21 protein-coding genes are annotated in these 23,873 nt (G+C 58.6%); 11 read left to right on the forward strand and 10 right to left on the reverse strand.

Translation table 11 applies throughout. The annotated features are described in order from the left end of the window. The first annotated feature begins 4 nt into the window (after positions 1-4). From K1W69_RS06335 to K1W69_RS06370, 8 genes are read left to right on the forward strand one after another with little or no spacing between them, the layout of a single operon-like run. Positions 5-1,333 (forward strand): replication-associated recombination protein A, encoded by a 1,329-nt coding sequence (locus K1W69_RS06335; RefSeq protein ID WP_220227449.1) that lies wholly within the window; start codon positions 5-7, stop codon positions 1,331-1,333. Continuing rightward, positions 1,317-2,342 (forward strand): 2-dehydropantoate 2-reductase, encoded by a 1,026-nt coding sequence (locus tag K1W69_RS06340; protein WP_220227450.1) that lies wholly within the window; start codon positions 1,317-1,319, stop codon positions 2,340-2,342. Before K1W69_RS06335 ends, K1W69_RS06340 begins: the two co-directional genes overlap by 17 nt. A 59-nt stretch (positions 2,343-2,401) precedes the next feature. Beyond that, on the forward strand, positions 2,402-2,620 hold the full coding sequence (locus tag K1W69_RS06345) for a hypothetical protein (RefSeq protein ID WP_220227451.1): 219 nt from the start codon (positions 2,402-2,404) through the stop codon (positions 2,618-2,620). A gap of 39 nt (positions 2,621-2,659) precedes the next feature. Beyond that, positions 2,660-3,037, forward strand: a complete 378-nt coding sequence (gene crcB / locus K1W69_RS06350; RefSeq protein ID WP_220227452.1) for a fluoride efflux transporter CrcB — start codon at positions 2,660-2,662, stop codon at positions 3,035-3,037. Positions 3,038-3,051: 14 nt separating this feature from the next. Beyond that, complete coding sequence (locus tag K1W69_RS06355; protein ID WP_220227453.1) at positions 3,052-4,020, forward strand: RluA family pseudouridine synthase; 969 nt, start codon at positions 3,052-3,054, stop codon at positions 4,018-4,020. Then, positions 4,017-4,679, forward strand: coding sequence for an HAD-IA family hydrolase (locus K1W69_RS06360; RefSeq protein ID WP_220227454.1), 663 nt, complete (start codon positions 4,017-4,019; stop codon positions 4,677-4,679). The genes K1W69_RS06355 and K1W69_RS06360 overlap by 4 nt, the downstream gene beginning before the upstream one ends. A gap of 2 nt (positions 4,680-4,681) precedes the next feature. Next, positions 4,682-5,470: an ATP12 family chaperone protein gene (locus tag K1W69_RS06365; RefSeq protein ID WP_220227455.1), complete on the forward strand. Its 789-nt coding sequence runs from the start codon at positions 4,682-4,684 to the stop codon at positions 5,468-5,470. A gap of 58 nt (positions 5,471-5,528) precedes the next feature. After that, the gene (locus K1W69_RS06370; RefSeq protein ID WP_220227456.1) at positions 5,529-7,061 is read left to right on the forward strand and encodes an acyl-CoA carboxylase subunit beta; all 1,533 of its coding nucleotides are present in this window, start codon (positions 5,529-5,531) and stop codon (positions 7,059-7,061) included. Positions 7,062-7,077: 16 nt separating this feature from the next. On the opposite strand, the gene K1W69_RS06375 is transcribed toward K1W69_RS06370, so the two are convergent. Then, positions 7,078-7,494 (reverse strand): DUF4864 domain-containing protein, encoded by a 417-nt coding sequence (locus K1W69_RS06375; protein WP_220227457.1) that lies wholly within the window; start codon positions 7,492-7,494, stop codon positions 7,078-7,080. Between the two features lie 457 nt (positions 7,495-7,951). On the opposite strand from K1W69_RS06375, the gene K1W69_RS06380 reads away from it, so the two are divergent. Genes K1W69_RS06380 through K1W69_RS06390 form a run of 3 tightly spaced genes read left to right on the forward strand, consistent with a single transcriptional unit; the run spans position 7,952 to position 11,642 of the window. Next, positions 7,952-8,908, forward strand: coding sequence for an ABC transporter permease (locus K1W69_RS06380; protein WP_220227458.1), 957 nt, complete (start codon positions 7,952-7,954; stop codon positions 8,906-8,908). 10 nt (positions 8,909-8,918) lie between these two features. Further along, complete coding sequence (locus tag K1W69_RS06385) at positions 8,919-9,980, forward strand: ABC transporter permease (protein ID WP_220227459.1); 1,062 nt, start codon at positions 8,919-8,921, stop codon at positions 9,978-9,980. Positions 9,981-9,983: 3 nt separating this feature from the next. Next, positions 9,984-11,642 carry an ABC transporter ATP-binding protein gene (locus K1W69_RS06390; RefSeq protein ID WP_220227460.1) on the forward strand — a complete coding sequence of 553 codons (1,659 nt, stop codon included), beginning with the start codon at positions 9,984-9,986 and terminating at the stop codon, positions 11,640-11,642. A gap of 70 nt (positions 11,643-11,712) precedes the next feature. Here K1W69_RS06390 and K1W69_RS06395 read toward each other — a convergent pair whose 3' ends face one another. The 9 genes from K1W69_RS06395 to K1W69_RS06435 form a co-directional block, all read right to left on the reverse strand. Continuing rightward, complete coding sequence (locus K1W69_RS06395) at positions 11,713-13,323, reverse strand: ABC transporter substrate-binding protein (protein ID WP_220227461.1); 1,611 nt, start codon at positions 13,321-13,323, stop codon at positions 11,713-11,715. Positions 13,324-13,485: 162 nt separating this feature from the next. Then, positions 13,486-14,628 (reverse strand): acyl-CoA dehydrogenase family protein, encoded by a 1,143-nt coding sequence (locus K1W69_RS06400; protein WP_220227462.1) that lies wholly within the window; start codon positions 14,626-14,628, stop codon positions 13,486-13,488. Then, positions 14,629-15,825: an acyl-CoA dehydrogenase family protein gene (locus K1W69_RS06405; protein ID WP_220227463.1), complete on the reverse strand. Its 1,197-nt coding sequence runs from the start codon at positions 15,823-15,825 to the stop codon at positions 14,629-14,631. Positions 15,826-15,877: 52 nt separating this feature from the next. Next, positions 15,878-18,004 (reverse strand): 3-hydroxyacyl-CoA dehydrogenase NAD-binding domain-containing protein, encoded by a 2,127-nt coding sequence (locus K1W69_RS06410; protein ID WP_220227464.1) that lies wholly within the window; start codon positions 18,002-18,004, stop codon positions 15,878-15,880. An 87-nt stretch (positions 18,005-18,091) separates the two neighbouring features. Beyond that, entirely contained in the window at positions 18,092-19,255 is a 1,164-nt protein-coding gene (locus K1W69_RS06415; protein ID WP_220227465.1) for an ABC transporter substrate-binding protein, read from the reverse strand. Positions 19,256-19,285: 30 nt separating this feature from the next. Then, positions 19,286-21,166 carry an AMP-dependent synthetase/ligase gene (locus K1W69_RS06420; RefSeq protein WP_220227466.1) on the reverse strand — a complete coding sequence of 627 codons (1,881 nt, stop codon included), beginning with the start codon at positions 21,164-21,166 and terminating at the stop codon, positions 19,286-19,288. Between the two features lie 31 nt (positions 21,167-21,197). Continuing rightward, positions 21,198-21,974 (reverse strand): ABC transporter ATP-binding protein, encoded by a 777-nt coding sequence (locus K1W69_RS06425; protein WP_220227865.1) that lies wholly within the window; start codon positions 21,972-21,974, stop codon positions 21,198-21,200. Between the two features lie 2 nt (positions 21,975-21,976). Next, a complete protein-coding gene (locus K1W69_RS06430) occupies positions 21,977-22,768 on the reverse strand; it encodes an ABC transporter ATP-binding protein (protein ID WP_220227467.1) in 792 nt (263 codons plus the stop codon). Continuing rightward, positions 22,765-23,865: a branched-chain amino acid ABC transporter permease gene (locus K1W69_RS06435; RefSeq protein WP_220227468.1), complete on the reverse strand. Its 1,101-nt coding sequence runs from the start codon at positions 23,863-23,865 to the stop codon at positions 22,765-22,767. The genes K1W69_RS06430 and K1W69_RS06435 overlap by 4 nt, the downstream gene beginning before the upstream one ends. Between the last annotated feature and the right edge of the window lie 8 nt (positions 23,866-23,873).

A 23,873-nucleotide genomic window follows, 5' to 3' on the forward strand; every position in this document is an offset into this window, starting at 1 on the left:
CTGCATGTCAGACCTGTTTGCTCCACTTGCGGATGAAATGGCGGAACGCAGCCGGCCATTGGCCGATCGGCTGCGTCCGAAAAACCTGGCCGAGGTGACGGGACAGGAACATCTCACCGGAAGCGACGGCATGCTGTCGCGCATGCTTGCGACAGGGTCGCTCGGTTCGATGATCTTCTGGGGTCCGCCCGGAACCGGCAAAACCACGGTGGCTCGGTTGCTCGCCAACGAGACGGATCTTGCGTTCGAGCAATTGTCGGCGATCTTTTCCGGCGTCGCGGATCTCAAGAAGGCGTTCGATGCTGCGCGCACGCGACGCATGTCGGGCCGGCAGACGCTGCTGTTCGTGGACGAGATCCATCGGTTCAACCGGGCCCAGCAGGACAGCTTCCTGCCGGTCATGGAGGACGGCACCGTCATCCTCGTCGGCGCGACGACGGAGAATCCGTCCTTCGAGCTCAACGCGGCTCTGCTGTCACGGGCGCGGGTGCTGACGTTCAAGTCGCATACCGGGGAAAGTCTCGGCCGATTGCTCGAGCGCGCGGAAACGCTCGAAGGCAAACCGCTTCCGCTCGATGAAGAGGCGCGGGCGAGCCTCGTCCGTATGGCGGATGGCGACGGGCGCGCCATCCTTACGCTGGCGGAAGAGGTGTGGCGTTCGGCGCGAGAAGGCGAAACCTTCGACGCAAAGGCGCTGCAGGAGCTGGTCCAAAGACGCGCGCCTGTCTACGACAAGAGCCAGGACGGGCACTACAATCTCATTTCGGCGCTGCACAAGGCGGTGCGCGGTTCCGATCCGGACGCCGCGCTTTATTATCTGTGCCGCATGTTCGATGCGGGGGAGAGCCCTCTGTTTCTCGGTCGGCGTCTCGTGCGCATGGCCTCCGAAGACATCGGACTTGCCGATCCCCAGGCGCTTGTCGTCGCCAACGCCGCCAAGGACGCCTACGATTTTCTCGGATCGCCGGAAGGAGAACTGGCGCTGGCGGAAGCCTGCATTTATCTCGCCTGCGCTCCGAAGTCGAACGCCGCCTATGTCGCCTACAAGGCGGCCATGCGGGCGGCCAGGGAGCACGGCTCGCTGCTGCCGCCGAAACACATTCTCAACGCGCCTACCAAACTCATGAAGAGCGAGGGCTACGGGAGCGGATACCAGTACGATCACGATACACCGGACGCCTTTTCGGGACAGGACTATTTTCCGGAGAAGATGGGCCGGCACACCTTCTACGATCCGCCTGAACGCGGCTTTGAAAGGGATATCCGCAAACGGCTCGACTACTGGGCAAATCTGAGGCAGCGCAAGCAGGCGACGGATGGCCAAGACGATTGACGAATTGCTGATTGGCGTACTCGGCGCTGGCTCGATCGGCTGCTTTGTCGGCGGCAGTCTGCAGGAATCAGGATGCCCGGTGCGCTATTTCGGTCGTGAACACGTCGCGTCGGATGTTCGGTCAGGCGGATTGCGCCTGACCTCCCATGACGGGCAGGCGACGGACCTGGCGGCAGAAGCGGTGGATTTCCGGACAGATCTCTCGGGGCTGGAAGAATGCAATATTCTGCTTGTCTGCGTTAAAAGCCCTGCGACGGAGGTGACAGCCGATGCGTTGGCGGGCGTGATCCGTCCAGACACCGTTGTGATCAGTCTGCAGAACGGTGTCGCCAACACCGATGTCCTGAAAAGCCGTTTACCCTACAATACGGTTCTCGCCGGCATGGTCGCCTTCAACGTCGCGCGTCTGGAAGGCGCGCATTTTCACCTCGGGACCGACGGCGAGATTTACATCGAGGATCACCCGGTCGCCCGCATGCTTGTCGATCGCCTGAACGCGGTCGGCGTCAGTGCAAAAACATCTCCGGACATGAAGGCCGTGTTGTGGGGCAAACTGCTTCTCAACCTCAACAACGGGCTCAATGTGCTCTCGGATATGCCGCTGCGCCGGCAGTTGCTGGATCGAGACTATCGCCGCGCGCTTGCGCTGCTCGTGGAGGAAACGCTGGGCGTGCTCAAAGCCGCCGGCGTAAGCCCGGCAAAAATCGGAAAGGCGCCTCCCGGGCTGATCGCGCCGATCCTGCGGCTTCCAAACTGGCTGTTCGAGCGCGTAGCGGCAAGCATGCTGAAGATAGACGACAAGGCCCGGTCGTCCATGCGCGACGATCTTGACAGGGGCCGCAAATCGGAGATTGCCTTTATCAACGGCGCGGTTGTGGAACTGGCGGCAAAGGTCAATGCATCCGTACCGGTCAACGCCGCTATTATCGCGCTCGTCGAGGACGCCTTCGCAAAGGGTCAATCACCTGCGCTTGAGGGCAGGGATCTCCTTAAGCGCTTGCAAAGATAGGCCTCATGAAAACACGATTGCAGAGCGCGAAATAGGTAGATCCGTTTGCCGTTGACGGCTTGTCCAGCAGCGTCTTCGCACTATATCGGAAGCTCGATTTTCCGGGTTTTCATCCGTTCCGTTGCAAAATTGGAGAATTCCCGAAACAAAGCCAGACTGGTGAATTGGCTGCATTTCCGTCGATTCCCGAAACAAAGCCAAATCAGAAAGAAACCGGATTCGGCAAAATCCCGAAACAAAGCCAGATTGTCGGAATTGCCCGTATTTCAAAGGTTTGACGGTTCCCAAGGACGATGAAAGTCTCTAAACGCTAAGCAATGTACCACTTTCTCATCGTCGCTTTCGGAGGAGCTGTCGGGGCTTCGCTTCGTCATCTGACCAGCCTGTTGACCCTGCGCTGGTTTGGACCGGGATTTCCGTGGGGAACGCTGACGGTAAACATCCTTGGCTCATTCCTGATGGGTGTCTTTATTGAGCTGCTCGCAAGAAAGATGAATGGCTCCAATGAGTTGCGCCTGCTGATTGCGACGGGCCTCATGGGCGGGTTCACGACCTTCTCCGCATTCTCGCTTGATGTCGCGATCATGTGGGAGCGGGGGGCGACGCTGACGGCGGCGGGATATGTGCTTGCAAGTGTGGCGCTGTCGATACTTGCGCTTTTCGCGGGACTGGCGCTTGTTCGCGGCCTTACCTAGGAACGATAAGAATCATGGCGGGTGTAGAACAGAAAACCGTTGATAGCGACGAGAGCGGCATGCGCCTCGATCGCTGGTTCAAGACCCATTACCCGGGTCTCGGTTTCGGCCGCCTTCAGAAGCTTCTGCGGTCGGGTCAGATCCGGATCGATGGCGGCCGCGCAAAAACCGATACGCGTATTCAGCCCGGCCAGACGATCCGCGTTCCGCCTCTGGACGCGGAAAAGCCGACGAACGCTGCAAAATCCTCCAATGCGTCCGACGCCGAGCGGCTGTCCGCCATGCTGATCTATGAAGATCCGAAGGTTTTTGTGTTCAACAAACCGGCGGGCCTCGCCGTGCAGGGCGGCTCCGGGGTCGCGCGGCATGTCGACGGCATGCTGGAGGCCTGGCGCAACAGGAGAGGCGAAAAGCCGCGTCTGGTTCATCGACTCGACAGGGATACGTCGGGCGTGCTTGTCGTCGCGCGGACGCGGCAGGCCGCGCAGCGGTTGACAGCCGCCTTTCGCGAGCGCGACACGGAAAAGATCTACTGGGCTCTGGTCAAGGGCGCGCCGGGCAAGAAGGAAGGCCGGATTTCAACCTGGCTGGTCAAGGAAACCACGCCTGACGGGGATCGCATGCGCGTTGCAAAGCATGGCGAACCCGACGCCGACCATGCCGTCTCTTACTATCGCGTGATCGAACAGGCGGGTCAGAACCTGTCCTGGCTCGAGATGCAGCCCTATACCGGGCGCACCCATCAATTGCGCGTCCACGCCGCCCACATTGAGTGTCCGATCATCGGCGACCCGAAATATTTCGAAGCCGATCAGAACTGGGATTTCCCGGGTGGCGTCCAGAACAAACTGCACCTGCACGCCAGACGGATCGTGATACCGCATCCGGACGGGAAAGGAACTGTCGATGTGACGGCGCCGCTCCCGCCACACATGGTTCAGAGCTGGAACCTCCTTGGATTTGACAAGGATTACGCCGAATGAAACTCGTTCTCTTCGATTGCGACGGCACGTTGATCGACAGCGCCCACGTCATCCACGCCAGCATGGAAAAGACGTTCGCGGAAGAAGGACTTGCCGTTCCGGAGCTGCATCACACCAAGTCCATCATCGGGCTGACTCTCGACAAGGCTTTCTCCGTGCTTATGCAGGAGGAGATCAATGACCGGATCGTCAACATGGTCGTGCGCTACAAACATCACAGTCTGACGATGCGCGAGGAGCAGGAGGTTCACGAGCCGTTTTACGACGGCGTATGGGACCTGCTCGATGAATTGCGCGGCCGGGACGACATCCTGCTCGGGGTGGTCACGGGCAAATCGCGCCGCGGTCTTGATAATCTGCTCGCGCGTCACGGCCTGGAGAAGGCGATCCTCACCAGCCGCACGGCCGATGAGTGCCCCTCGAAGCCGCACCCCGCGATGGTGCTCGAATGTTGTCGTGACGTCGGTGTGGACGCAGTCGACACGATCGTGGTCGGCGATGCGATATACGACATGCAGATGGCGCGGTCGGCGGCGGCCAGGGCGATTGGCGTGACCTGGGGGTACAGCACGCCGGACGAACTGACGGAGGCCGGAGCGCACAGCACGATCAGCCACCCGTCGGAAGTTCTCGATCACCTGATGGGAGTGGCGGAGTAGATATGCGGGATTTGCTTGAAGAACTGTATGATTCGGAGAAGGACGCAGATCCTGTCCGCCTGGCTCAGGGACATTCCGGACGGCAATTACCGAAGCGTTTCTATGAACAGGCGGCTGCTGCTGAGGATGACGGCGGGTTCGTCGTGCAACTCGACGGCAAGACCGTGCGCACGCCGGCGCGTTCTGTCTTGAAGCTGCAGACGCGGGCGCTTGCTGAACTGATCGCCGACGAATGGAACAGTCAGGAAAAGCTGATCGATCCGGCCGCCATGCCTGCAACGCGGCTCGCGAATACGGCTCTCGACGGCGTGGCTCTCGAAACCGAAGCGGTGCTTGAGGATGTTCTGCGTTTTGCCGGGACCGATTTGCTTTGTTACCGCGCCGGCTCTCCTGAAGGGCTTGTGGCCAGCCAGAACGAGGCGTGGGATCCGATCATCGACTGGGCGCATTCCCGGCTCGGCGCGCGTTTCTTGCTTGCCGAGGGGGTGATGCATGTGGAGCAGCCATCCGAATCCCTGCGCGCGGTCAATATCCACCTGAAGCAGTTCCAGGATCCATTCGCCGTCGCCGCGCTGCACAGCATGACCTCCCTGACGGGGTCTGCCTTGCTGGCGCTGGCGGTGGCCTTCCGGGAAATCGAACCGGAAGAAGCCTGGGCTGCGGCGCATGTGGATGAAGACTGGAATATCAGGCAATGGGGCGAGGATGCGGAGGCGCGTCTGCGACGCGACTTCAGACAGCGCGAAATGATGGCTGCCGCCAATACGCTGCAGGCGGTAACGGGCGGTTGAGCGGCGTGGGTTGATTGGGCTACAAGATGGCTGGAACAGGACGTATCGGGGGATCAAATTGAAAGACGTGTTGCTGGAACTGCAGGAGCGCCGCGCGGAAGCGAAGATCGGCGGGGGTCAGAAGCGCATTGATGTGCAGCATTCGCGCGGAAAGCTGACCGCGCGCGAGCGCATCGCAACATTTCTCGATGACGGCGCTTTCGAGGAATTTGACATGTTCGTGCAACACCGTTGCACCGATTTCGGGATGGAAGAAACCAAGATTCCCGGCGACGGCGTTATCACCGGCTGGGGTACGGTCAACGGCCGAAAAGTATTCGTTTTCGCCAAGGACTTTACGGTTTTCGGCGGCTCTCTCTCGGAAGCCCATGCGGCAAAGATCACCAAGCTGCAGGACATGGCGTTGCGCAATCGCGCGCCGATCATCGGCTTTTATGACGCTGGCGGAGCGCGTATCCAGGAGGGCGTGGCAGCGCTCGGCGGATACGCCGAAGTGTTCCAGCGAAATATTCTCGCATCCGGTGTCATCCCGCAGATTTCGGTCATCATGGGACCGTGCGCCGGCGGCGACGTCTATTCGCCGGCCATGACCGATTTCATCTTCATGGTGCGCGACACGTCCTACATGTTCGTCACCGGGCCGGATGTCGTGAAGACCGTGACCAATGAGACGGTCACCGCCGAACAACTGGGCGGCGCGTCGATCCACACGACGAAGTCGTCGATCGCCGACGGCGCCTACGAAAACGATGTCGAGGCGCTTTTGCAGATGCGACGACTCATCGATCTTTTGCCGCTTTCCAACACGTCGGAAGTTCCGGAGATCGACAATTTTCAGCCGATCGACGTTCCCGACAAGTCGCTGGATCTCGTCATTCCCGACAACGCCAACAAGCCCTATGACATAAAGGAAGTTATCCTCAAGACGATCGACGAAGGCGACTTCTTCGAAATCCAGGCTACCTTCGCCGCCAATATCGTTTGTGGCTTCGGCAGGGTGGAAGGCCGCACGGTCGGGTTTGTCGCCAATCAGCCGATGGTGCTTGCAGGCGTTCTCGACAGCGATGCGTCAAGGAAGGCGGCGCGGTTCGTGCGTTTCTGCGATTGTTTCGGCATACCGATCGTCACCTTCGTCGATGTGCCGGGCTTCCTTCCCGGAACGGCCCAGGAATATGGCGGTCTCATCAAGCACGGCGCAAAACTGCTGTTCGCCTATGGCGAGGCGACCGTGCCGAAGGTCACCATCATTACCCGCAAGGCCTATGGCGGCGCCTACGACGTAATGGCTTCCAAGCATTTGCGGGGCGATCTCAATTACGCCTGGCCGTCAGCCGAAATCGCGGTTATGGGCGCCAAAGGCGCGGTTGAAATTATCCACCGCAAGGATGTCGGCGATCCGGACAAGATTGCGGCGCATACAAAGAAGTACGAGGAACGGTTTCTGTCGCCGTTCGTCGCGGCCGAACGCGGCTATATTGACGAGGTGATCATGCCGCATTCGACACGTAAACGGGTCGCTACTGGACTTCGACTTCTACGTGAGAAAAATCTGACAAACCCATGGAAAAAGCACGATAATATTCCATTATAGCCGTGCTTCGGTGTGTTCAGATCGCTGAATCGCGTATCGGCGCCAGCCTGACGCCGGTGATGCGGTAATTGCCGTCGTCCTGTCTTGCGAGAATGTAGACAGCCTGCCAGCTGTCGCCCTTCCGGTCGGTGATCAGCAGTTCCTGCATCATCAGCCGGCCATCGTCTTCGCTGGCGTTTCGGCCGAAGGTCAGATTGCCTGGACGGTAGATCGGCTCGTAGCTGTTCTTCACCATTTCCATGAAGCGTTGGGTGTCAGGAAAGGCGTTTTTGATGCCTGGAGCTGCAAAGGAATAGGCGGTTTCTCCATCATCGGATCGGAACGCTTCGATCTGTTGCTTGATGATGCCTTGAACGATTTTGGAGTTGTCTTCGGCATGCGCCAGTCCGCTCCATAGCAGGAGCCCGAAGACCAGGAATGTCACAATACGCATGAAACACCTCCTTGTATCTATCTTGTTCGCCCGTTCTGTTTACGCCCACGATTCGAATTCAGATCACGGGATGGTACTCCGAACCCGCGATGGTGTCATCCGGTTGTCGTATTTGCATGGGGTGCATGACGCAGTGGACGATCATGCGCCCGCAGAAATTGTGTCAGTCTAAGGGGTAAATTTAGTCGGTCGGTATGTCGATCGCCCGCTCGCGACAAAGCCATCGGACGCTGCGAACACAACTGCAGATTCGGTCTGATGCGACAAGCAATGGTTGTATTGTTCTCGCTCCCGAAGGGAGTGGGGCGGTGCTATCTGTCTAAAAACAAAAGATTTTCAACAGCATACCAGCGCATTCGGGGTAATTGACTGTTGACTTGTCGCTGTGCCTCTTGCGACACTGTCAGAGAATTAAAAAATGCCCGACTAACGGGCTTCCTCAATGAAGGAGGGGAATATGGGTGGTGTATTGCCGCTTGTCGGCAAGCGACTCCTGCTGGGCGTCGGTACATTGTTCGTCGTTTCTTTGATCATCTTCTGGGCCGTCGAAGCTCTCCCGGGGGACGTTGCGCAACAGATTCTTGGTCAGTCTGCGACGCAGGAAACGGTGGATGCTTTGCGTGAAGAACTGGGACTGAACAAGTCACCTTTTACGCGCTATTTTGAATGGCTGGTCGGCGCGGTTCAGGGGGATTTTGGCGTATCGCTCGCCAACAAGCGTTCGGTGACGGCGCAGATCGCGCCGCGTTTCGCGAACACGCTGTTTCTGGCAGCCTATGCTGCGGTTATTTCAGTGCCGCTCGCCATATTCCTGGGCGTTTTGACTGCCCTTTATCGCAATTCGGTCTTCGACCGCGTGACAAACGCGCTCAGTCTCGTTTCCATATCCTCGCCGGAATTCTTCCTGGGCTATGTTCTGATCGCCTTCTTCGCCGTACAGAGCCAGCTCTTCCCTTCGATCTCGAATGTTACCGCCGGCATGGATTTCGACGAACGCATCTATCGGACCACGCTGCCAGCGGTCACCCTCGCGCTCGTCGTCACGGCCTATATGATGCGCATGACGCGGGCTGCGATCATCAACCTGCTGGCTTCTCCCTATATCGAGATGGCGCGGCTGAAGGGGGTGCCCAACGGGCGCGTCATCACCCATCACGCTTTGCCGAACGCCCTGGCGCCGATCATCAATGTCGTTGCGCTCAATCTCGCTTATCTCATCACGGGGGTCGTCCTCGTCGAGGTGGTGTTCGTCTATCCCGGCGTCGGCCAATTGCTGGTGGACAGCGTGACGAAGCGGGACTTCCCGGTCGTTCAGGCTTGCTGTCTGATCTTCGCGGCGACGTTCATCATGTTCAATCTCATCGCGGATGTCGGGTCGATCCTGTCCAATCCGCGCCTGCGTCATCCGAAGTGAGGAGGGGATAATGGTTTCCTTTGCAATCATCTATTACGCCCTTCTGATCATTGCGTGTTGCGTAGCCGCGTTCTATCGGCAACGGTCAGGGTTGATCGTTCTGTTCGTGCTGTTGTGCATTTCGCTGATTTCCGGATTGCTGGGCGGCGTCGACGTTCTGATCAACATCACAATAGGGGTCGCGCTGCTGGCCGCCGCCGGCGGCATTTCGTACAGCTTCCGCGAAACGCTCACCTATATCTTGCCAAACGAAGCCGCCAAACTCATGCGCAAGGCTCCGTTGACCGCGGCCTTCGGTTTGCTGGTCATTATCGCCTATGTCATCGCGGCGGTGTTTGCTCCGGTAATCGCTCCTTTCGGCGAAGCGCAAGTGGTAGGCAGTTCCTTTGCGCCGCCCGACGACGTCATGATCCTCGGTGGAGACCAGCTCGGTCGCGACCTGTTCAGTCGCCTGATATACGGCGCCCGCAACACGGTCGGCATTGCTGTGCTGACGACTGTGATCGCCTTCATCGTCGGCACCGTCGCAGGTCTTGTCGCGGCGTCGATGGGCGGTTGGGTCGATCAGGTTATGGGGCGCATCGTCGATATCCTCATGGCAATTCCGCAGTTGATCTTTGCTTTGCTGCTGCTGACGATCGTCGGCACAAGCGTCGTCAACCTGACCCTCGTCATCGCCTTGCTCTATTCGCCGCTGATCTTCCGTCTCGTTCGGGCGGTCGCCGGCAACATCGTGGTGATGGACTATATCGAGGCCGCCCGATTACGCGGTGAATCGACCTGGTATCTGACAACGAAGGAAGTGTTGCCGAATATCACTGCGCCTCTGGCCGCTGAATTCGGACTGCGTTTCTGCTTCGTCTTCCTGGCGATTTCGGCGCTGTCCTTTCTGGGCCTTGGTATTCAGCCGCCCACAGCCGACTGGGGATCGATGGTGCGTGAAAACGCTTCCCTGATTTCCTTCGGTCTGCTGACGCCGCTCATTCCGGCGGCGGCGATCGCCTTGCTGACGGTCGCCGTGAATTTCGTGGTCGACTGGATGCTGCATATTTCGTCGGGATTGAAGGAGTAGACGATGGTCAAGGAAAAAAGCGTTCTGCTCGAAATCAAGGACCTCCGGATTGAGGGCTATTCCGACGAAGAGTGGATCGAGATCGTGCACGGGGTCAATCTGACCCTTCACCGCGGCGAGGTTATGGGGTTGATCGGCGAATCCGGCGCCGGCAAGTCGACCATTGGGCTTGCGGCCATGGGCTTCACGCGCGACGGGTGCCGCATTTCAGGCGGCTCGGTGCTGTTCGACGGCATGGATCTTACCACGGCCTCGCGCGCGGAACGCCGGGCCCTTCGCGGCTCGCGGATCGCCTATGTCGCACAATCGGCGGCAGCGTCCTTCAATCCGGCGCACAAGCTGATCGAGCAGCATACGGAGTCCGGTCGTTTGCACAAGATCAGTTCCAAGTCCGAAATGGAGGCCGATGCGATCGAGCTCTATCGGCGACTTCGGCTTCCCAATCCCGAGGAGATCGGCTTCCGCTATCCGCACCAGGTTTCCGGAGGCCAGCTGCAGCGTGCGATGACTGCGATGGCGATGAGCTGTCGCCCGGACCTGATCATCTTCGACGAGCCGACGACGGCGCTCGACGTGACGACCCAGATCGAGGTGCTTGCGGCGATCAGGGATATCGTCGAGCAGTTCAACACCGCCGCTCTGTACATCACGCATGATCTGGCGGTCGTGGCCCAGATGGCTGATCGTATCAAGGTTCTCCTGAAAGGGGACGAGGTCGAAGAGGCGGAAACCAGGAAAATGCTCGCCGACCCGGAGGAGGATTACACCAAATCGCTTTGGTCGGTGCGCAGTTTCGAACGTGAGCAGAAACCGCCGCCGCCTGCGTCTGAAAAGCCTCTGATTTCGGTTCGCAACGTCGACGCCTCCTATGGGCCCGTACCGGTGCTCAAGGGCGTCTCCTTCGATATCTATCGCGGCCAGACGGTTGCCGTGGTCGGCGAATCCGGTTCCGGCAAATCGACGACCGCCCGTTGTATAACCGGGCTGCTGCCGCCGGACGCGGGCGAAATTCTCTATGACGGTCATGTGCTGCCGGCCAGGTACCAGAACCGCAGCAAGGAGCAGCTTCGTCAGGTCCAGATGATCTATCAGATGGCGGACACTGCGCTTAATCCGAAAAAAACGATCGGGGAGATCATCGGCAGGCCGTTGCAATTCTATGGCGGACTGCGCGGAGCGGAGCTGAAAACGGCGATCGACCAGTTGCTGGATCAGATCGAACTCGAGCCTTCGCTCTACTACAAACGTTTGCCGTCGGAGCTTTCCGGCGGACAGAAACAGCGCGTCGGCATTGCCCGCGCCCTTGCCGCAGGTCCCACCTTCATCATATGCGACGAGGTGACCAGCGCGCTCGACCAGCTTGTCGCGGAGGGTATTCTGCGATTGCTGGACCGGCTGCAGAAGGAACTGGATCTCGCCTATATGTTCATCACCCACGATCTCGCGACCGTTCGTGCGATCTCGGACGTGGTTGTCGTCATGAAGGAAGGCGAGGTGGTCGAACAGGGCCCCAAGGACGTGATGTTCAAGCCGCCGCACCACGAATATACGGATCTTCTCCTGTCTTCGGTGCCGGAAATGGATCCGGACTGGCTGACGCATCTCCTTGAGGAACGCGGCGTCGATAATGTCGGCGAGGCTGCGCACGACAAAAAAACCTGACGTCGACGACGTCAGGTTTTTCAGGAGTTCGATGAGCTCCGGATCGAAATCCGGAGCTCTTTTTTTGATCTCAGCTTTCGAACCACCAGCGCTCGTAACCGCGAGCGCCGTCAAGCTCCCAGTTCGAGGCGATGAAGTCGCCGTGAGCGACATTGTCGCGGCGGCCCATGACGCGGTTGATGAAGAACGGCACGACCGTTCCGCCATCGTCGCGGCAAAGAAGCTGCATTTCCTGGTACATGTCGCCGCGCTTGGCTTCGTCCAGCTCGGACTTGGCTTCGACAAGCAGCTTGTTGAATTGCTCGTTGACCCAGTGGCTTTCGTTCCAGGCCGCGCCTTCCTTGTAGGCCAGCGAGAACATGACGTCCGGGGTAGGACGAGCGCCCCACTGTACGAACACGAACGGCTTCACGAGCCAAACGTTCGACCAGTAGCCGTCATTCGGCTCGCGCACGACATTGATGTTGATGCCGGCTTGCTTGGCGTGTTCGGAGTAGAGCACGCACATGTCCACGGCGCCGCTCATGACGCTGTCGGCGGCGGACAGATCAACATTGATCGATCCGAGACCGGATTTTTCCATATGGAACTTGGCCTTGTCCGGATCGTAAGAGCGCTGCTCCAGGTCGGCCCAGTAAGGCAGGGACGGCGCAATCGGATGGTCGTTGCCAAGGCTGCCGTAGCCGAACAGGATCTTCTCGATGATCTCTTCGCGGTTCATGGCGTATTTCAGAGCCAGTCGCACATCCACATTGTCGAACGGCGCAACGTCGCAGAACATCGGCAGCGTTACATGCGAGCCGCTGGGCACGTTGTCGATCTTGATGCCGGGCGCGCGTTCCAGCAGGCTTACAGTCTTGAGATCGACCGAAGTAATCGCGTCGACGTCGCCGGTGACAAGCGCCGTCTGGCGTGCGTTCGGATCGTTCAGCGTCAGCATGTTGACGGAGTCGAAATAGGCGCCTTCGCGGTGCCAGCCGTCATGTTTGGAGAGCTCTGCGCGTACGCCCGGATCGAAGTTGTCGAGCTTGTACGGGCCGGTTCCGTCGCCGCTTTCCCAGTCCACGCCGCCGCTTCCGTCGGAGGGCAGCATGACGAGGTGGTAGTCGGAGAGCAGGTAGGGCAGGTCGGCGTTGCCCGCGCCCATCTTGATCACGACAGTCAGGTCGCCGTCAGCCTTGATGTCCACTACGTCGGTGAGGAGCGCTTTCGCAGCCGACGTCGTCTTTTCGCCACGGTGGAAGTTGAGCGAAGCCACAACGTCCTCGGCGGTCAGTTTCTTGCCGCTGTGGAACGTGACATTGGGGTTGAGCTTGAAGGTCCATTCGGACGCGTCGGCAGAAGCTTCCCAGCTGTCGGCCACATCAGGACCCAACTCGTTGGTGTTGGTGATCAGCGTGAGATAGCTGCGAACGGCGTGCGAAAGCTGGATCATGAAAACGCTTTCCGTCGTTCCCGGATCCAGGCTGTCGGCGGTGTTGCCGTCATGAACGCCTACGCGAAATGTTCCGCCCTTTTTCGGCGTCTGTGCAGCGACCTTTGTAGACCAGAGGGTCGAGGCGGCGGCCGCCGTCGCGCCAGTCGCCAGCGCGCCTTCCATAAATCCACGGCGGCTCAGACGCTTCTTGCGAGCCTGCTCGATTATGGATTTGATAAGTGCGTCGGTTTCTTGCTTGTTCATTTCGTTTCCCGTTTTTTGAGCGATAATTATCGTGATTTTTCTTGTTATGGCGGCAGTCTAACAACATAGAATTGAATGTCCATGGTCGAAACCCGACACTCAAAGCCGCATTTTCCCCGATAAGACGTGGCTGAAACGCACTTTGTGCAACTTCTGCTTGGTTCAGGCCGCTTGTGCGGCGGACAGCTCGATATAGCGCGCCATGTGATAATCCACATCGCCAAACTGATGATCGATCATGATGAGCCGCTTGGCGAAATGCGGCAGGGAATATTCCCATGTCATTGCGATGCCGCCATGCATCTGGATTGCCTCTTCCGCCACAAGCCTGCCGATCTGACCGCACAGCGTCTTGGCCGTCGAGACAGCCTTTTCCCTGTCGATTCTGTCGAGGGTAAGTCTCCCGGCCGCGTTGATGACTGCCGAACGCGCCTGTTCGATCTCGGTCAGAACCGTCGCCATGCGATGCTGCAAAGCCTGGAACTTGCCGATTGGCACGCCAAACTGCTTGCGGGTCTTGAGGTACTCGAGCGTAATATCACGGCAGACCTCCATGAGCCCGATCGATTCAGCGCAAAGAGCCACATTGGCGCGGGCAATCGCCATTTCGACCGCCGGATACGCCTTGCCTTCAGCGCCAAGCAGCGCGCTGTCCGGAACTTTCACATTGTTGAGCGAGATTTCCGAAGCGCGCAGACCGTCGATCGTCGGATAACCGCGTATCTCCACGCCATCCGTGTCGGCCGGAATGAGGAAGGCGCAGACGCCGTCTTCGTCCCAGGCGTCACCGGAAGAGCGCGCGGTCACGACCAGCAGGTCGGCGGTGTCGGCGTTGAGGACGACCGCCTTGTTTCCGTTCAGCGTCCAGCGGTCCTCACCCTTGGAGCAGGTGGTCTTCACGGCGGACAGGTCGTAACGGCCGTCGGGTTCTCCGTGCGCAAAGGCGGCGAGGCGGCCGCCGGCGATGATGTCGGCCAGCGCCGACTTCTGCTCATCGTCGCCGAGTTGGGAAATCACGCCGCCGGCCAGTATGGCCGAAGCCAGGAAAGGTTCGACGACAAGGCCGCGGCCGAGCTCCTCGAAGAGCACGCTGATATCGAAGCCAGCGCCTCCGAAGCCGCCGTCCTCCTCGCTGAACAGGGCGCCAATCAGGCCGAGTTCGGCGAATTGGGCCCACATTTCGCGCGAAAAACCGTCCGTGGATTCAGCGATCTCATGGCGTTTTTCCAGCGGATAATTGTCTGCGACAAATCGGGCGACCATGTCCTTCAGCATCGCCCTGTCTTCTGTAAGTGTGAAGTCCATTCAAAGCCCCATCATCATCTTGGAGATGATTCCGCGCTGGATCTCGTTGGATCCGCCGTAAATCGTGATCTTGCGATTGTTGAAGTAGTCGGCCGCTACGGGCGCGGCGTAGTCCGGTCCGATCGGCTCCTGATTGTATCCCGCGTCCAGCGCTTCCGAAACGAACGGCATCGCGTAGGGGCCAAGCGCGCGCCGGGTCAGGTCATTGATCGCCTGGCGGATCTCGGTTCCCTTGATCTTGAGCATCGAGCTCATTGGTCCGGCATTGGCGACGCTGTCCGGCGACGAGAGCAGCCGCAGGTTCGTTGTGGACATGGCGTCGAGATCCATTTCTATCTGGGCGAGCCTTTGTGCGAAATAGGGATCTTCAATCAGCGGTTTTTCGCGGATCTTCTGAAGCTTGGCGATGTGGCGCAGATGCGCCAGCGCCACCTTGTTGGCTCCGACATTCGCGATGTTGGTCCGCTCATGCGTCAGCAGGTATTTCGCGTAAGTCCAGCCCTTGTTCTCCTCGCCTATGAGGTTTTCCACGGGCACGCGAACGTCGTCGAAGAAGACTTCGTTCACTTCATGCGTGCCTTCCAGCAGGATAATCGGCCGCACAGTGATGCCCGGCGTATCCATATCGATCAGGAGGAAGGAGATTCCCTCCTGGGGCTTGCCTTCCGTGGAGGTGCGCACGAGACAGAATATCTTGTTGGCGTATTGCCCAAGCGTCGTCCAGGTTTTCTGACCATTGACGACGTAATGATCCCCGTCACGCACGGCGCGTGTTTTGAGCGAAGCGAGATCGGAACCGGCGCCCGGTTCGGAATAGCCCTGGCACCACCAGTCGGATCCGTCGAGGATGCGCGGCAGGTAGTAGTCCTTCTGCGCATCCGAGCCGTATTTGATCAGCACCGGGGCGAGCATCTTGAGGCCGAAGGGTATGATCCGCGGAGCGCCGGCCGCGCAGGATTCGTCTTCGAAAATCTGTTTCTGCACGGCGTTCCAGCCGGTGCCGCCATATTCTTCCGGCCAGCCGTCGGCCAGCCAGCCGCGGTTGTTGAGGATGTCGTGCCATCCCTGCATGTCATCGCGTGTCAGGCGCTTGCCGGTCAAAACCTTGTCGGAAAGTGATTTCGGCAATTCCTCGTCGAGGAATTTGCGAACTTCGTCGCGAAACGCCAGTTCCTCATCGCTATAGTTTAGATCCATTGCTTGATCCTTCGGTCAGACTGTTTGGTCAGTTCAGAGGCGATCCGCTTTTCTAAGCGGCCTTCTTGTTCAGTGAATCAAAATTTTCTCCGCGCTCCACCAGATCGACCAGCAGCTTTGCGGGTCTCCAGAATTCAGGATCGTTTTCCTCAAACTCCCGGATATCGGCGAGAATTTTATCCAGTCCGATGATATCGGCCTGTTTCATCGGTCCGCCGCGCCACCGCGGAAAGCCGTAGCCATAGAGCATGGCTATATCGACATCGAGCGGGCGCAGGGCGATGCCTTCTTCTACAATCCGCGCGCCTTCATTCACCATGGCTGCGAAGTAGCGGCGCATGATTTCCTCTTCGGTAAAGGTCTTCGGTTCGATGCCTTTTTCTTCGCGCACCCGGTCGATTATTTCGAGAACCTCCGGGTCTTCCCTGCCGCTGCGGCTACCTTGATCGTAGATGTACACCCCGCGACCGGTCTTCTGTCCGAACCGGCCAAGCTCGGCGATCCGGTCCATGTGCTCATGCGCGTAGCGTCCGTTCCAACCGGAATCGCGCAGCCGCTTGCGGTTGGCGTAGCCGATGTCCAGACCGGCCAGGTCGCCCATCTGGTGTGGTCCCATCGGGTAGCCGAAATTCACCACGGCTTTGTCGATCTCGTAAGGACTTGCGCCTTCCTCAATCATGTAGGCGGCTTGGGTCAGGTAGCGCTCGAGAATACGGTTCCCTATGAAGCCGTCGCACACGCCGGCGCGCACTGCGGTCTTGCGCAGTTTCTTTGCGAGCGCGAAGCCTGTGGCTGTCACGTCCGGCAGGGTCTTTGCGCCGACGACCACTTCCAGCAGTTTCATGACATGGGCGGGCGAAAAGAAATGTAGCCCCAAAACGTCCTGCGGTCGGCCGGTCATAGCGGCGATCTCGTCGATATTCAGGTAGGAGGTGTTGCTGGCCAGCACCGCGCCGGGTTTTGCGTGCTTGTCAATTCGCTCGAAGAGCTCCTTCTTGACGTCCATGTTCTCGAAGGCGGCTTCGATGACGATGTCGGCTTCGGCAATGTCGGCGATATCTGCGCTCACAGAGTAGAGTTCGTTGGCCAGCCGGTCGCGTTTCGCCTGATCGATCTTGCCGCGCTTGAGACCGTCGTCGAGAATTTTCTCGACATTGGCGCGACCCTTGGCGGCGCTTTCTTCGTCACGCTCGATCATCGTGACGGGCAGTCCGGAATAAAGCATCGCGCACGTGATGCCGGACCCCATGGTGCCTCCGCCGATCACGGCGGCGCGGTCGAGCGGACGCGGCGCGCCGGTTGCAAGTTCCGGCACCTTGCCGACCTCCCGATCGGAGAAGAAGGCGTGGATGAGCGCATCACGCTGTTCGGTGCCGAGCAGTTCGATGAAGGCGTCGCGTTCGAATTTCATGCCCTCGTCGAACGGCAGTTCGGTTGCGGCCTTGATCGCCTCCACGCATTTGATCGGTGAGATCTGTCCACGCGCCTTCTTTTCGACGGACGCCATAATGCCGTCGAACAAAGCCTTGTTTCCCCTTGCGGATGCGATCTTGTCTTCCATCTCGCTTGTCCGCCGCACCGGCATGTTTTCGTTCATGACGCGATTTGCGAAATCGATCCCGGCCTGGCGGGGATCGTCTCCGTCGTCGAGAGCATCGACAATGCCGAGCTTGAGGGCTTCCGGGGCGCTGACATGGCGTCCGCTGACGATGATGTCCGTGGCCGCCTCTACGCCGATAAGACGGGGCAGGCGCTGGGTTCCGCCGGCTCCGGGCAGCAAGCCGAGATGGACTTCGGGCAGGCCGACCTTGGCGGATTTCAAAGCCACCCTGTAGTGACATGAAAGGGCCGTTTCCAGACCTCCGCCGAGCGCCGTTCCGTGTATTGCGCAGACCACAGGCTTGTCGACGGCTTCGATCGCATTGACGACCTCGTAGAGAACCGGATGCATGATCGGCTTGCCAAACTCGCGAATGTCGGCGCCTGCGATGAAAGTTCGCCCCTTGCCGACGATAACGGCGACAGACGCGGCAGCGTCTTCGTTGAACCGTGCGGCGGCTTCCATCAACCCTTTACGCACGGCGTGTCCGGCCGCGTTGACCGGAGGATTGTCGATGGAAATGACGGCGATGCCGCCCTTGTCACCGGACAGGATTTCATAGGACACGACTTCGGACATGTGCGAACCTTCAATGCAGGAATTGGAAATATTGTCTTCGAGTTGGAGCCTGTACCCCGTCCGGGGTACAGGCGGTTTGAAACAGGGTTATTTTTCCCCGAGAGTTTTCCAGGCGCCATCCTGAATCTGGGAGATGATGATGGCGTCGCCCCCCTTGTGGTCGTCCGCGGAGTAGTCAATGAGGACGCCAGTGATCGGGTCCGTGAAGCTCAGGCTCTCCATTGCTTTCTGGAAGCTTTCAGCATTCAGATCCGGGCCGGCCGCTTCAAACGCCATGACCAGGCCTTCCGCAGCTGAGCGACCGAGCAGGGCGCCGGTTCCGGGAAACTCGCCGAACTCGGCCTGGTAGGATTCGACCCATTCCTTGACGTAGGGATCATCCATGCGGGTCGTCAGGTCCGGCCAACCAGCGGCGGCGTAGAAGCCGTCCGTTATGCCTTCCGGCACCTTGGCGACAGCGGTGTGGAATGCGGCGGACGATCCGAGGAACTTCATGTCGTCCATACCAAGCTTCTTGGCGGTTCCAAGCACTGTAATGAGCTGTCTGATGCCGAGAGCCAGAGCGATCGTATCGCAGCCTTCATTCTTCAGCTTGGTGAGTGAACCGACGAAATCCTGCTCATCGGGCTTGTGCGTTGTTTCCGCTGCATAGGTCACGCCCAGCTTGTCGACAGAATCCTTTGCGCCTTCCTGGATTTCCTTGCCGAAATCGGTCGGAAGAATCATGGAGCAGACGACTTTGGCTCCCTCATTGTCTCTGAGGTATTCGATCCCGGCCAGGGTCTGGTCATAATAGGACGAGAAGCCGGCGTATTTGTAAGGCGAGGGCGGATCGATCATCTGACGCGCCGATGTCAGCGGGCCGACATTTGCAATGCCTTTCTGCTCCAGCAGCGGGAAACTGGCGATATTGATCGGCGTGCCAAGCGACAGGAGCATGACGAACACCTTGTCGGAATTGACCAGCTTGTTCAGGTTCTGCATGGCTTTCGGCATCTGATAGCCATGATCTTCCGCGATCAGACGCAGCTTGCGGCCATGAACGCCGCCCTTGGCGTTGACTTCTTCAAAATACTGTCGCGTGGCGTCCATTGCCGGCGCTCCGAAAGCGGCGAAGATGCCGGACATGTCGTTGTTCGAACCGACAAGGATTTCCGTGTCGGTCACGCCCTGGGACTGCGCCATGGCCTGCGGCGCGATTGCCGTGGACAGGGTCAGCGCCGCAGCGATGGTCAGCTTATTCATTCTCATGATTGCTCTCCTCCTTAGCGAGATATGGATCTATGAGTACATGTTATCTATCAGCGCTTTGTGTTTTTTCTCCACGAAACTGCGCTTGAGTTTCATGGTTGCCGTCAACTCCTCGTCTTCCGCGGTCAACAGAACGTCGATGAGACGGAACGACTTGATCTGTTCCACCCGAGCGAACTCTTTGTTGACCTCGTCGATAATACCCGCAATCAAGTCCTGCACGTCCTGCGCCGCGCAAAGCGAAGCGAAGTCGCCGAACGGAATTCTCCGGTCCTGCGCATATTTCTCGACATTTTCCTGATCGATCATGATGAGGCAGGTCAGGTATTTGCGTCCGTCCCCAATGATGACCGCGTCAGAAATGTAGGGCGAAAATTTGAGTTTGTTCTCGATCTCCGCCGGAGTGATGTTCTTGCCGCCGGCCGTTATGATGATGTCCTTCAGGCGGCCCGTGATCCGCAGGTATCCGTCTCCGTCGATTTCGCCGACGTCGCCTGTTCGCAGCCAGCCGTCCGGCGTGAACGTTTCTGCTGTTTTCTCGTTGTCGCGCCAATAGCCCTGGAAAACGTTCGCAGCCTTGTACTGGATTTCGCCTCCGTCTGTGATGCGCAATGCGCCGCCCGGTACGACCTGTCCGACGCTGCCGACCTTGTTGTGTTCGATCGTGTTCAACGAAATCAGCCCGGCGCTTTCGCTCATGCCGTAACCTTCGTAGAGATCAACGCCGATCGACTTGTACCAACGGATGAGATCCGGCGATATCGGGGCGGCCCCCGTCGTTCCGCGCCGCAGTCGGTCCATTCCGATCATGCGCCTCAGGTTTTTCAGAACCAGGTGATCCCAAAGCCAGTACTGCATGGCGGTCGGGAAGGGGACCGATTTCCCCTTGAACAAATATTCGGCGCGTTTGCGGCCTGTGGTGACTGCGCGATTGAAGGCCCAGCGACCAAAGGGCGTCGCGTCGCCGATCATGATCGAGATGCGGGAATAGATCTTTTCCCACACCCGAGGCACGGCGGTAAAGATATGCGGGCTGACTTCCTGCAGATTGTCGAAGACCGTTTCGGTGCTTTCGGCGAAGTTGACGGTCGATTTCGCCGCGAGCGGGCCGAAGACCGATATCAGACGCTCGAGAATGTGGCACAGCGGCAGAAAACAGACCTGCTCGTCGGAGGAGAAGGCCGGCAGGGTCACGGCGGCGACGGACGTCGTGTACATGATGTTGTGGTTCGATACCATCACGCCCTTGGGCTTGCCTGTCGTTCCGGACGTATAGATGAGTATCGCCAGATCATCCGGTTTCGAACGCGCAATCTCGTCCTCGAACAGATCCGGATTGTTTTTCAAGTGAATCCGCCCGAGATCGTAGAGCTCCTCGAGGAACATGACGCCGTCGTCGTGGAAATCATGCAGGCCTTCGCGGTCCAGCACGATGACTTTAGCTAGACCGGGCATCTCGTCTCTTGCAGAAAGAAACTTGTCGAGTTGCTCGTCATTTTCGACAACGAGAAACTTGCTCTGCGAGTTGTCGACCAGATAGGCGAGCTGCGAGGCTGAGTCGGTCGTATAGACTCCCGACATTACCCCGCCCATGCATTGTGCGGCGATGTCGAAGTAGATCCACTCCTTGTTGTCTTCCGAAAGGATCGAAACGACGTCGCCGCGCTGCAGACCCAGAGACGCCAGTCCGTGACCGATCAGCCGGACGTGTTCGAGAAAATCATTCCAGGAGTAGGAAAGCCAGATTCCATATTCCTTTTCCCGGTGGGCTGTGCGTTCGCCCAGTTCCCGGCAGCGCTGCAGGAACAGCTTGGGCAGCGTATCGCACCCGTCGATGAAATAGGGCCCGTTGTTCAGGTCGGCATTGAGACTCACACCGTCGATGACCGTCTGCGGTGGCAGAGATTGCATTTGTCCCATCGATATGTCCTCCCTTGTCTTTCTAGCGCCAGGTCTTGCGCTGTTTCCAGCGTCTTTGTCCGCGTTGCGTTTCCTGGTGAGCGCCAAGATAGAATTCCTGTATGTCCTTCGATTGCGCGAGCTTCTTGGCGTCTCCGCTCATCACTATTCTGCCAAGCTCCATGACGTAGCCGTAATGGGCGACGTCCAGTGCAACCTTGGCGTTCTGTTCAACCAATATCATGGTTACATTTTGTTCGCGATTGAGGCGGCTGATGATCGCAAAGATCTCCTTGACCAGCAAAGGGCTGAGGCCAAGGCTCGGCTCGTCAAGCAGCATGATTTTCGGTCTCGCCATCAAACCGCGACCGATCGCCAGCATCTGCTGTTGTCCTCCCGACAGCGTGCCGGCTTCCTGCTGGCGTCTTTCCTTCAGGATTGGAAAGTACTGGTAGACGAGTTCGAGATCCTTTTCGATTTCAGCGTGATCCGATCGCGTATAGGCGCCCATGCGCAGGTTTTCCTCGACCGTCAGGATGGGAAAGATTTCCCGCCCTTCCGGCACGTGGACGATGCCGTCGCGCACGACCGCGTCCGGCGCCGAGCCCTCGATGGCTTTGCCGTTGAAGTGGACCGTGCCTTTTTCCGGATCCATCACGCCGGAGATCGTTTTCAGAAGCGTTGTCTTGCCGGCGCCGTTTGCGCCGAGCACAGTCACGATCTGACCTTCCTGCACCTGCAGGCTGACCCCGCGAATGGCCATGATCGGACCGTAGAAGCTTTCGAGATTGTCTATTTTGAGGAGAGACGGGGAATGCATGTTCACTGGGCTGCCTCCTCTTGTTCAGTCAGATCGTCGGCGCCGATATAGGCTTCAATCACAGCGGGGTCGGATTGCACCTCCTTTGGAGTTCCGATCGCCAGCATCTTGCCGTCTGCAAGCGCCAGAACCCGGTCTGACACAGAGCTGACGAGATGCATGTCGTGCTCGACCATCAGGACCGTGATGCCCATTACCTTCTTGATGTCTTCGACCCAGAATGCGACGTCCTGGGTTTCCTCGACGGACAGTCCGGAAGCAGGTTCATCGAGCAGCAGAAGTTTGGGTTGAATTGCCAGAGCCCGCCCCATTTCGACGACCTTGCGCACGCCATAGGGAAGCCCGGCGATCAGTTTTTCGCGATAGGGCTGAAGGTCGAGAAATTCGATGACGTGTTCGACGGCTTCGCGGTGATGGCGCTCCTGGTCCCGCACGAATGGCGTAAAGAGCATATCCGACAAGAAGGATGAGCGGCAATGCGTGTGCCGTCCAACAAGCAGGTTCTGCAGAACCGAGGAATGTTCGAACAATTCGATATTCTGGAACGTTCGTGCGATGCCCAGATCCGGAATGTCGTGCGGCGCCGTGCCGAGGATTGACTTGCCTTCAAACAGTATGTCGCCGCTTGCAGGCGTGTAAAACCGTGAAATCAGGTTGAACACGGTGGACTTGCCGGCGCCGTTCGGACCGACCAGCGCGAAGACCTCGCCTTCCTCTACATTGAAGGAGACATCGTTGACGGCGACCAGGCCGCCGAAACGTACGGTCACGTTTCTGAGTTCGAGAAGGCTCATCGCGTGCGCTCCGTCTTGAGGTAGCTCTTCTGCCGGCGGAACATGTCGCGCCTGTAGAAGGGAAACAGCGAGAAATAGGTTCGGATCTTGATCCAGCGACCGTAGATTCCGAGCGGCTCGAACAGGATGAAGATAACCAGCAGCCCCCCAAAAATCGCAGTCTCAAGACCGGGTATCGTGATCGATCCGACTCCAAGCATCTTTGCGACGCCGTCGCGGCCGAACGCGATGACAAGCGGCAGGAGGCCAATGATGATCGCGCCGAAAAATGCGCCGTGGATCGAACCCAGCCCGCCGACCACGATCATCAGAAGAAGCGTGATCGAGATGATGATGTTGAAGGTCTCGTTCGTGAACACGGTGGCGAAATGTCCCATCAACGCTCCACCGAGGCCGGTGATGAAACAGGAAATTGCGAATGCGATCATTTTCGTGCGGGCGACGTTGACGCCCATGGCTTTTGCCGAAACTTCCGAATCCCTCACCGCGCTGAAGGCGCGTCCGATGGGCGAGCGAATGATGTTGCGGTAGAAATAAAGCACGATGAGCGTGACGACGAGCACGAGCCAGTACAATTCGTCGGGATGGCCGTAGCGGCTGAACTGGAAGCCGAAAAGCTGGATATCCGGCGCAAAAATTCCGCCAACGCCGCCGGTGATCGGTTCCAGGATGACGATCAGATCTTCCGCCAGCACGGATATCGCGAGCGTTGCGATCGCCAGATAGATGCCGTGCAACTTGGTTGTCGGCATGGCGATAATGGCGCCAGCCACGCCTGCCGTCAGGCCAGAAAGAGGAAAGGACAGGATGAACGGGATGCCCAACTGGGTTTGATATATGACGTTGGAATAGGCGCCGACGGCCATGAACGCCGCGTGGCCAAGGCTGACCTGACCGGACTGGCCGACGAGAATCATCAGGCCCATGCCGCAGATCGCCCAAATCAGAACCAGTGTGGCCTCGCCGATCAGATAGTCGTTGATCAGGAAGGGCAGGGCGATGACGACGACGAGCAGCAACAGGTACCAGAAGGCCTGCGACTGATGTTTGAACATTCTGATGTCGGCGTCGTAGGAAGTCTTGAAGACAAAACGCATTCTGACCT

The sequence above is a fragment of the Flavimaribacter sediminis genome, from assembly GCF_019492055.1.
Classification (GTDB): Bacteria; Pseudomonadota; Alphaproteobacteria; order Rhizobiales; family Rhizobiaceae; genus Flavimaribacter; species Flavimaribacter sediminis.

Coding starts and splice junctions, on each gene's coding strand:
- K1W69_RS06335 (WP_220227449.1), top strand. CDS start 5: ATGTCAGACCTGTTTGCTCCACTTGCGGATGAAATGGCGGAACGCAGC.
- K1W69_RS06340 (WP_220227450.1), top strand. CDS start 1,317: ATGGCCAAGACGATTGACGAATTGCTGATTGGCGTACTCGGCGCTGGC.
- crcB (WP_220227452.1), top strand. CDS start 2,660: ATGTACCACTTTCTCATCGTCGCTTTCGGAGGAGCTGTCGGGGCTTCG.
- K1W69_RS06355 (WP_220227453.1), top strand. CDS start 3,052: ATGGCGGGTGTAGAACAGAAAACCGTTGATAGCGACGAGAGCGGCATG.
- K1W69_RS06360 (WP_220227454.1), top strand. CDS start 4,017: ATGAAACTCGTTCTCTTCGATTGCGACGGCACGTTGATCGACAGCGCC.
- K1W69_RS06365 (WP_220227455.1), top strand. CDS start 4,682: ATGCGGGATTTGCTTGAAGAACTGTATGATTCGGAGAAGGACGCAGAT.
- K1W69_RS06375 (WP_220227457.1), bottom strand. CDS start 7,494: ATGCGTATTGTGACATTCCTGGTCTTCGGGCTCCTGCTATGGAGCGGA.
- K1W69_RS06380 (WP_220227458.1), top strand. CDS start 7,952: ATGGGTGGTGTATTGCCGCTTGTCGGCAAGCGACTCCTGCTGGGCGTC.
- K1W69_RS06385 (WP_220227459.1), top strand. CDS start 8,919: ATGGTTTCCTTTGCAATCATCTATTACGCCCTTCTGATCATTGCGTGT.
- K1W69_RS06390 (WP_220227460.1), top strand. CDS start 9,984: ATGGTCAAGGAAAAAAGCGTTCTGCTCGAAATCAAGGACCTCCGGATT.
- K1W69_RS06395 (WP_220227461.1), bottom strand. CDS start 13,323: ATGAACAAGCAAGAAACCGACGCACTTATCAAATCCATAATCGAGCAG.
- K1W69_RS06400 (WP_220227462.1), bottom strand. CDS start 14,628: ATGGACTTCACACTTACAGAAGACAGGGCGATGCTGAAGGACATGGTC.
- K1W69_RS06405 (WP_220227463.1), bottom strand. CDS start 15,825: ATGGATCTAAACTATAGCGATGAGGAACTGGCGTTTCGCGACGAAGTT.
- K1W69_RS06410 (WP_220227464.1), bottom strand. CDS start 18,004: ATGTCCGAAGTCGTGTCCTATGAAATCCTGTCCGGTGACAAGGGCGGC.
- K1W69_RS06415 (WP_220227465.1), bottom strand. CDS start 19,255: ATGAGAATGAATAAGCTGACCATCGCTGCGGCGCTGACCCTGTCCACG.
- K1W69_RS06420 (WP_220227466.1), bottom strand. CDS start 21,166: ATGCAATCTCTGCCACCGCAGACGGTCATCGACGGTGTGAGTCTCAAT.
- K1W69_RS06425 (WP_220227865.1), bottom strand. CDS start 21,974: ATGCATTCCCCGTCTCTCCTCAAAATAGACAATCTCGAAAGCTTCTAC.
- K1W69_RS06430 (WP_220227467.1), bottom strand. CDS start 22,768: ATGAGCCTTCTCGAACTCAGAAACGTGACCGTACGTTTCGGCGGCCTG.
- K1W69_RS06435 (WP_220227468.1), bottom strand. CDS start 23,865: ATGCGTTTTGTCTTCAAGACTTCCTACGACGCCGACATCAGAATGTTC.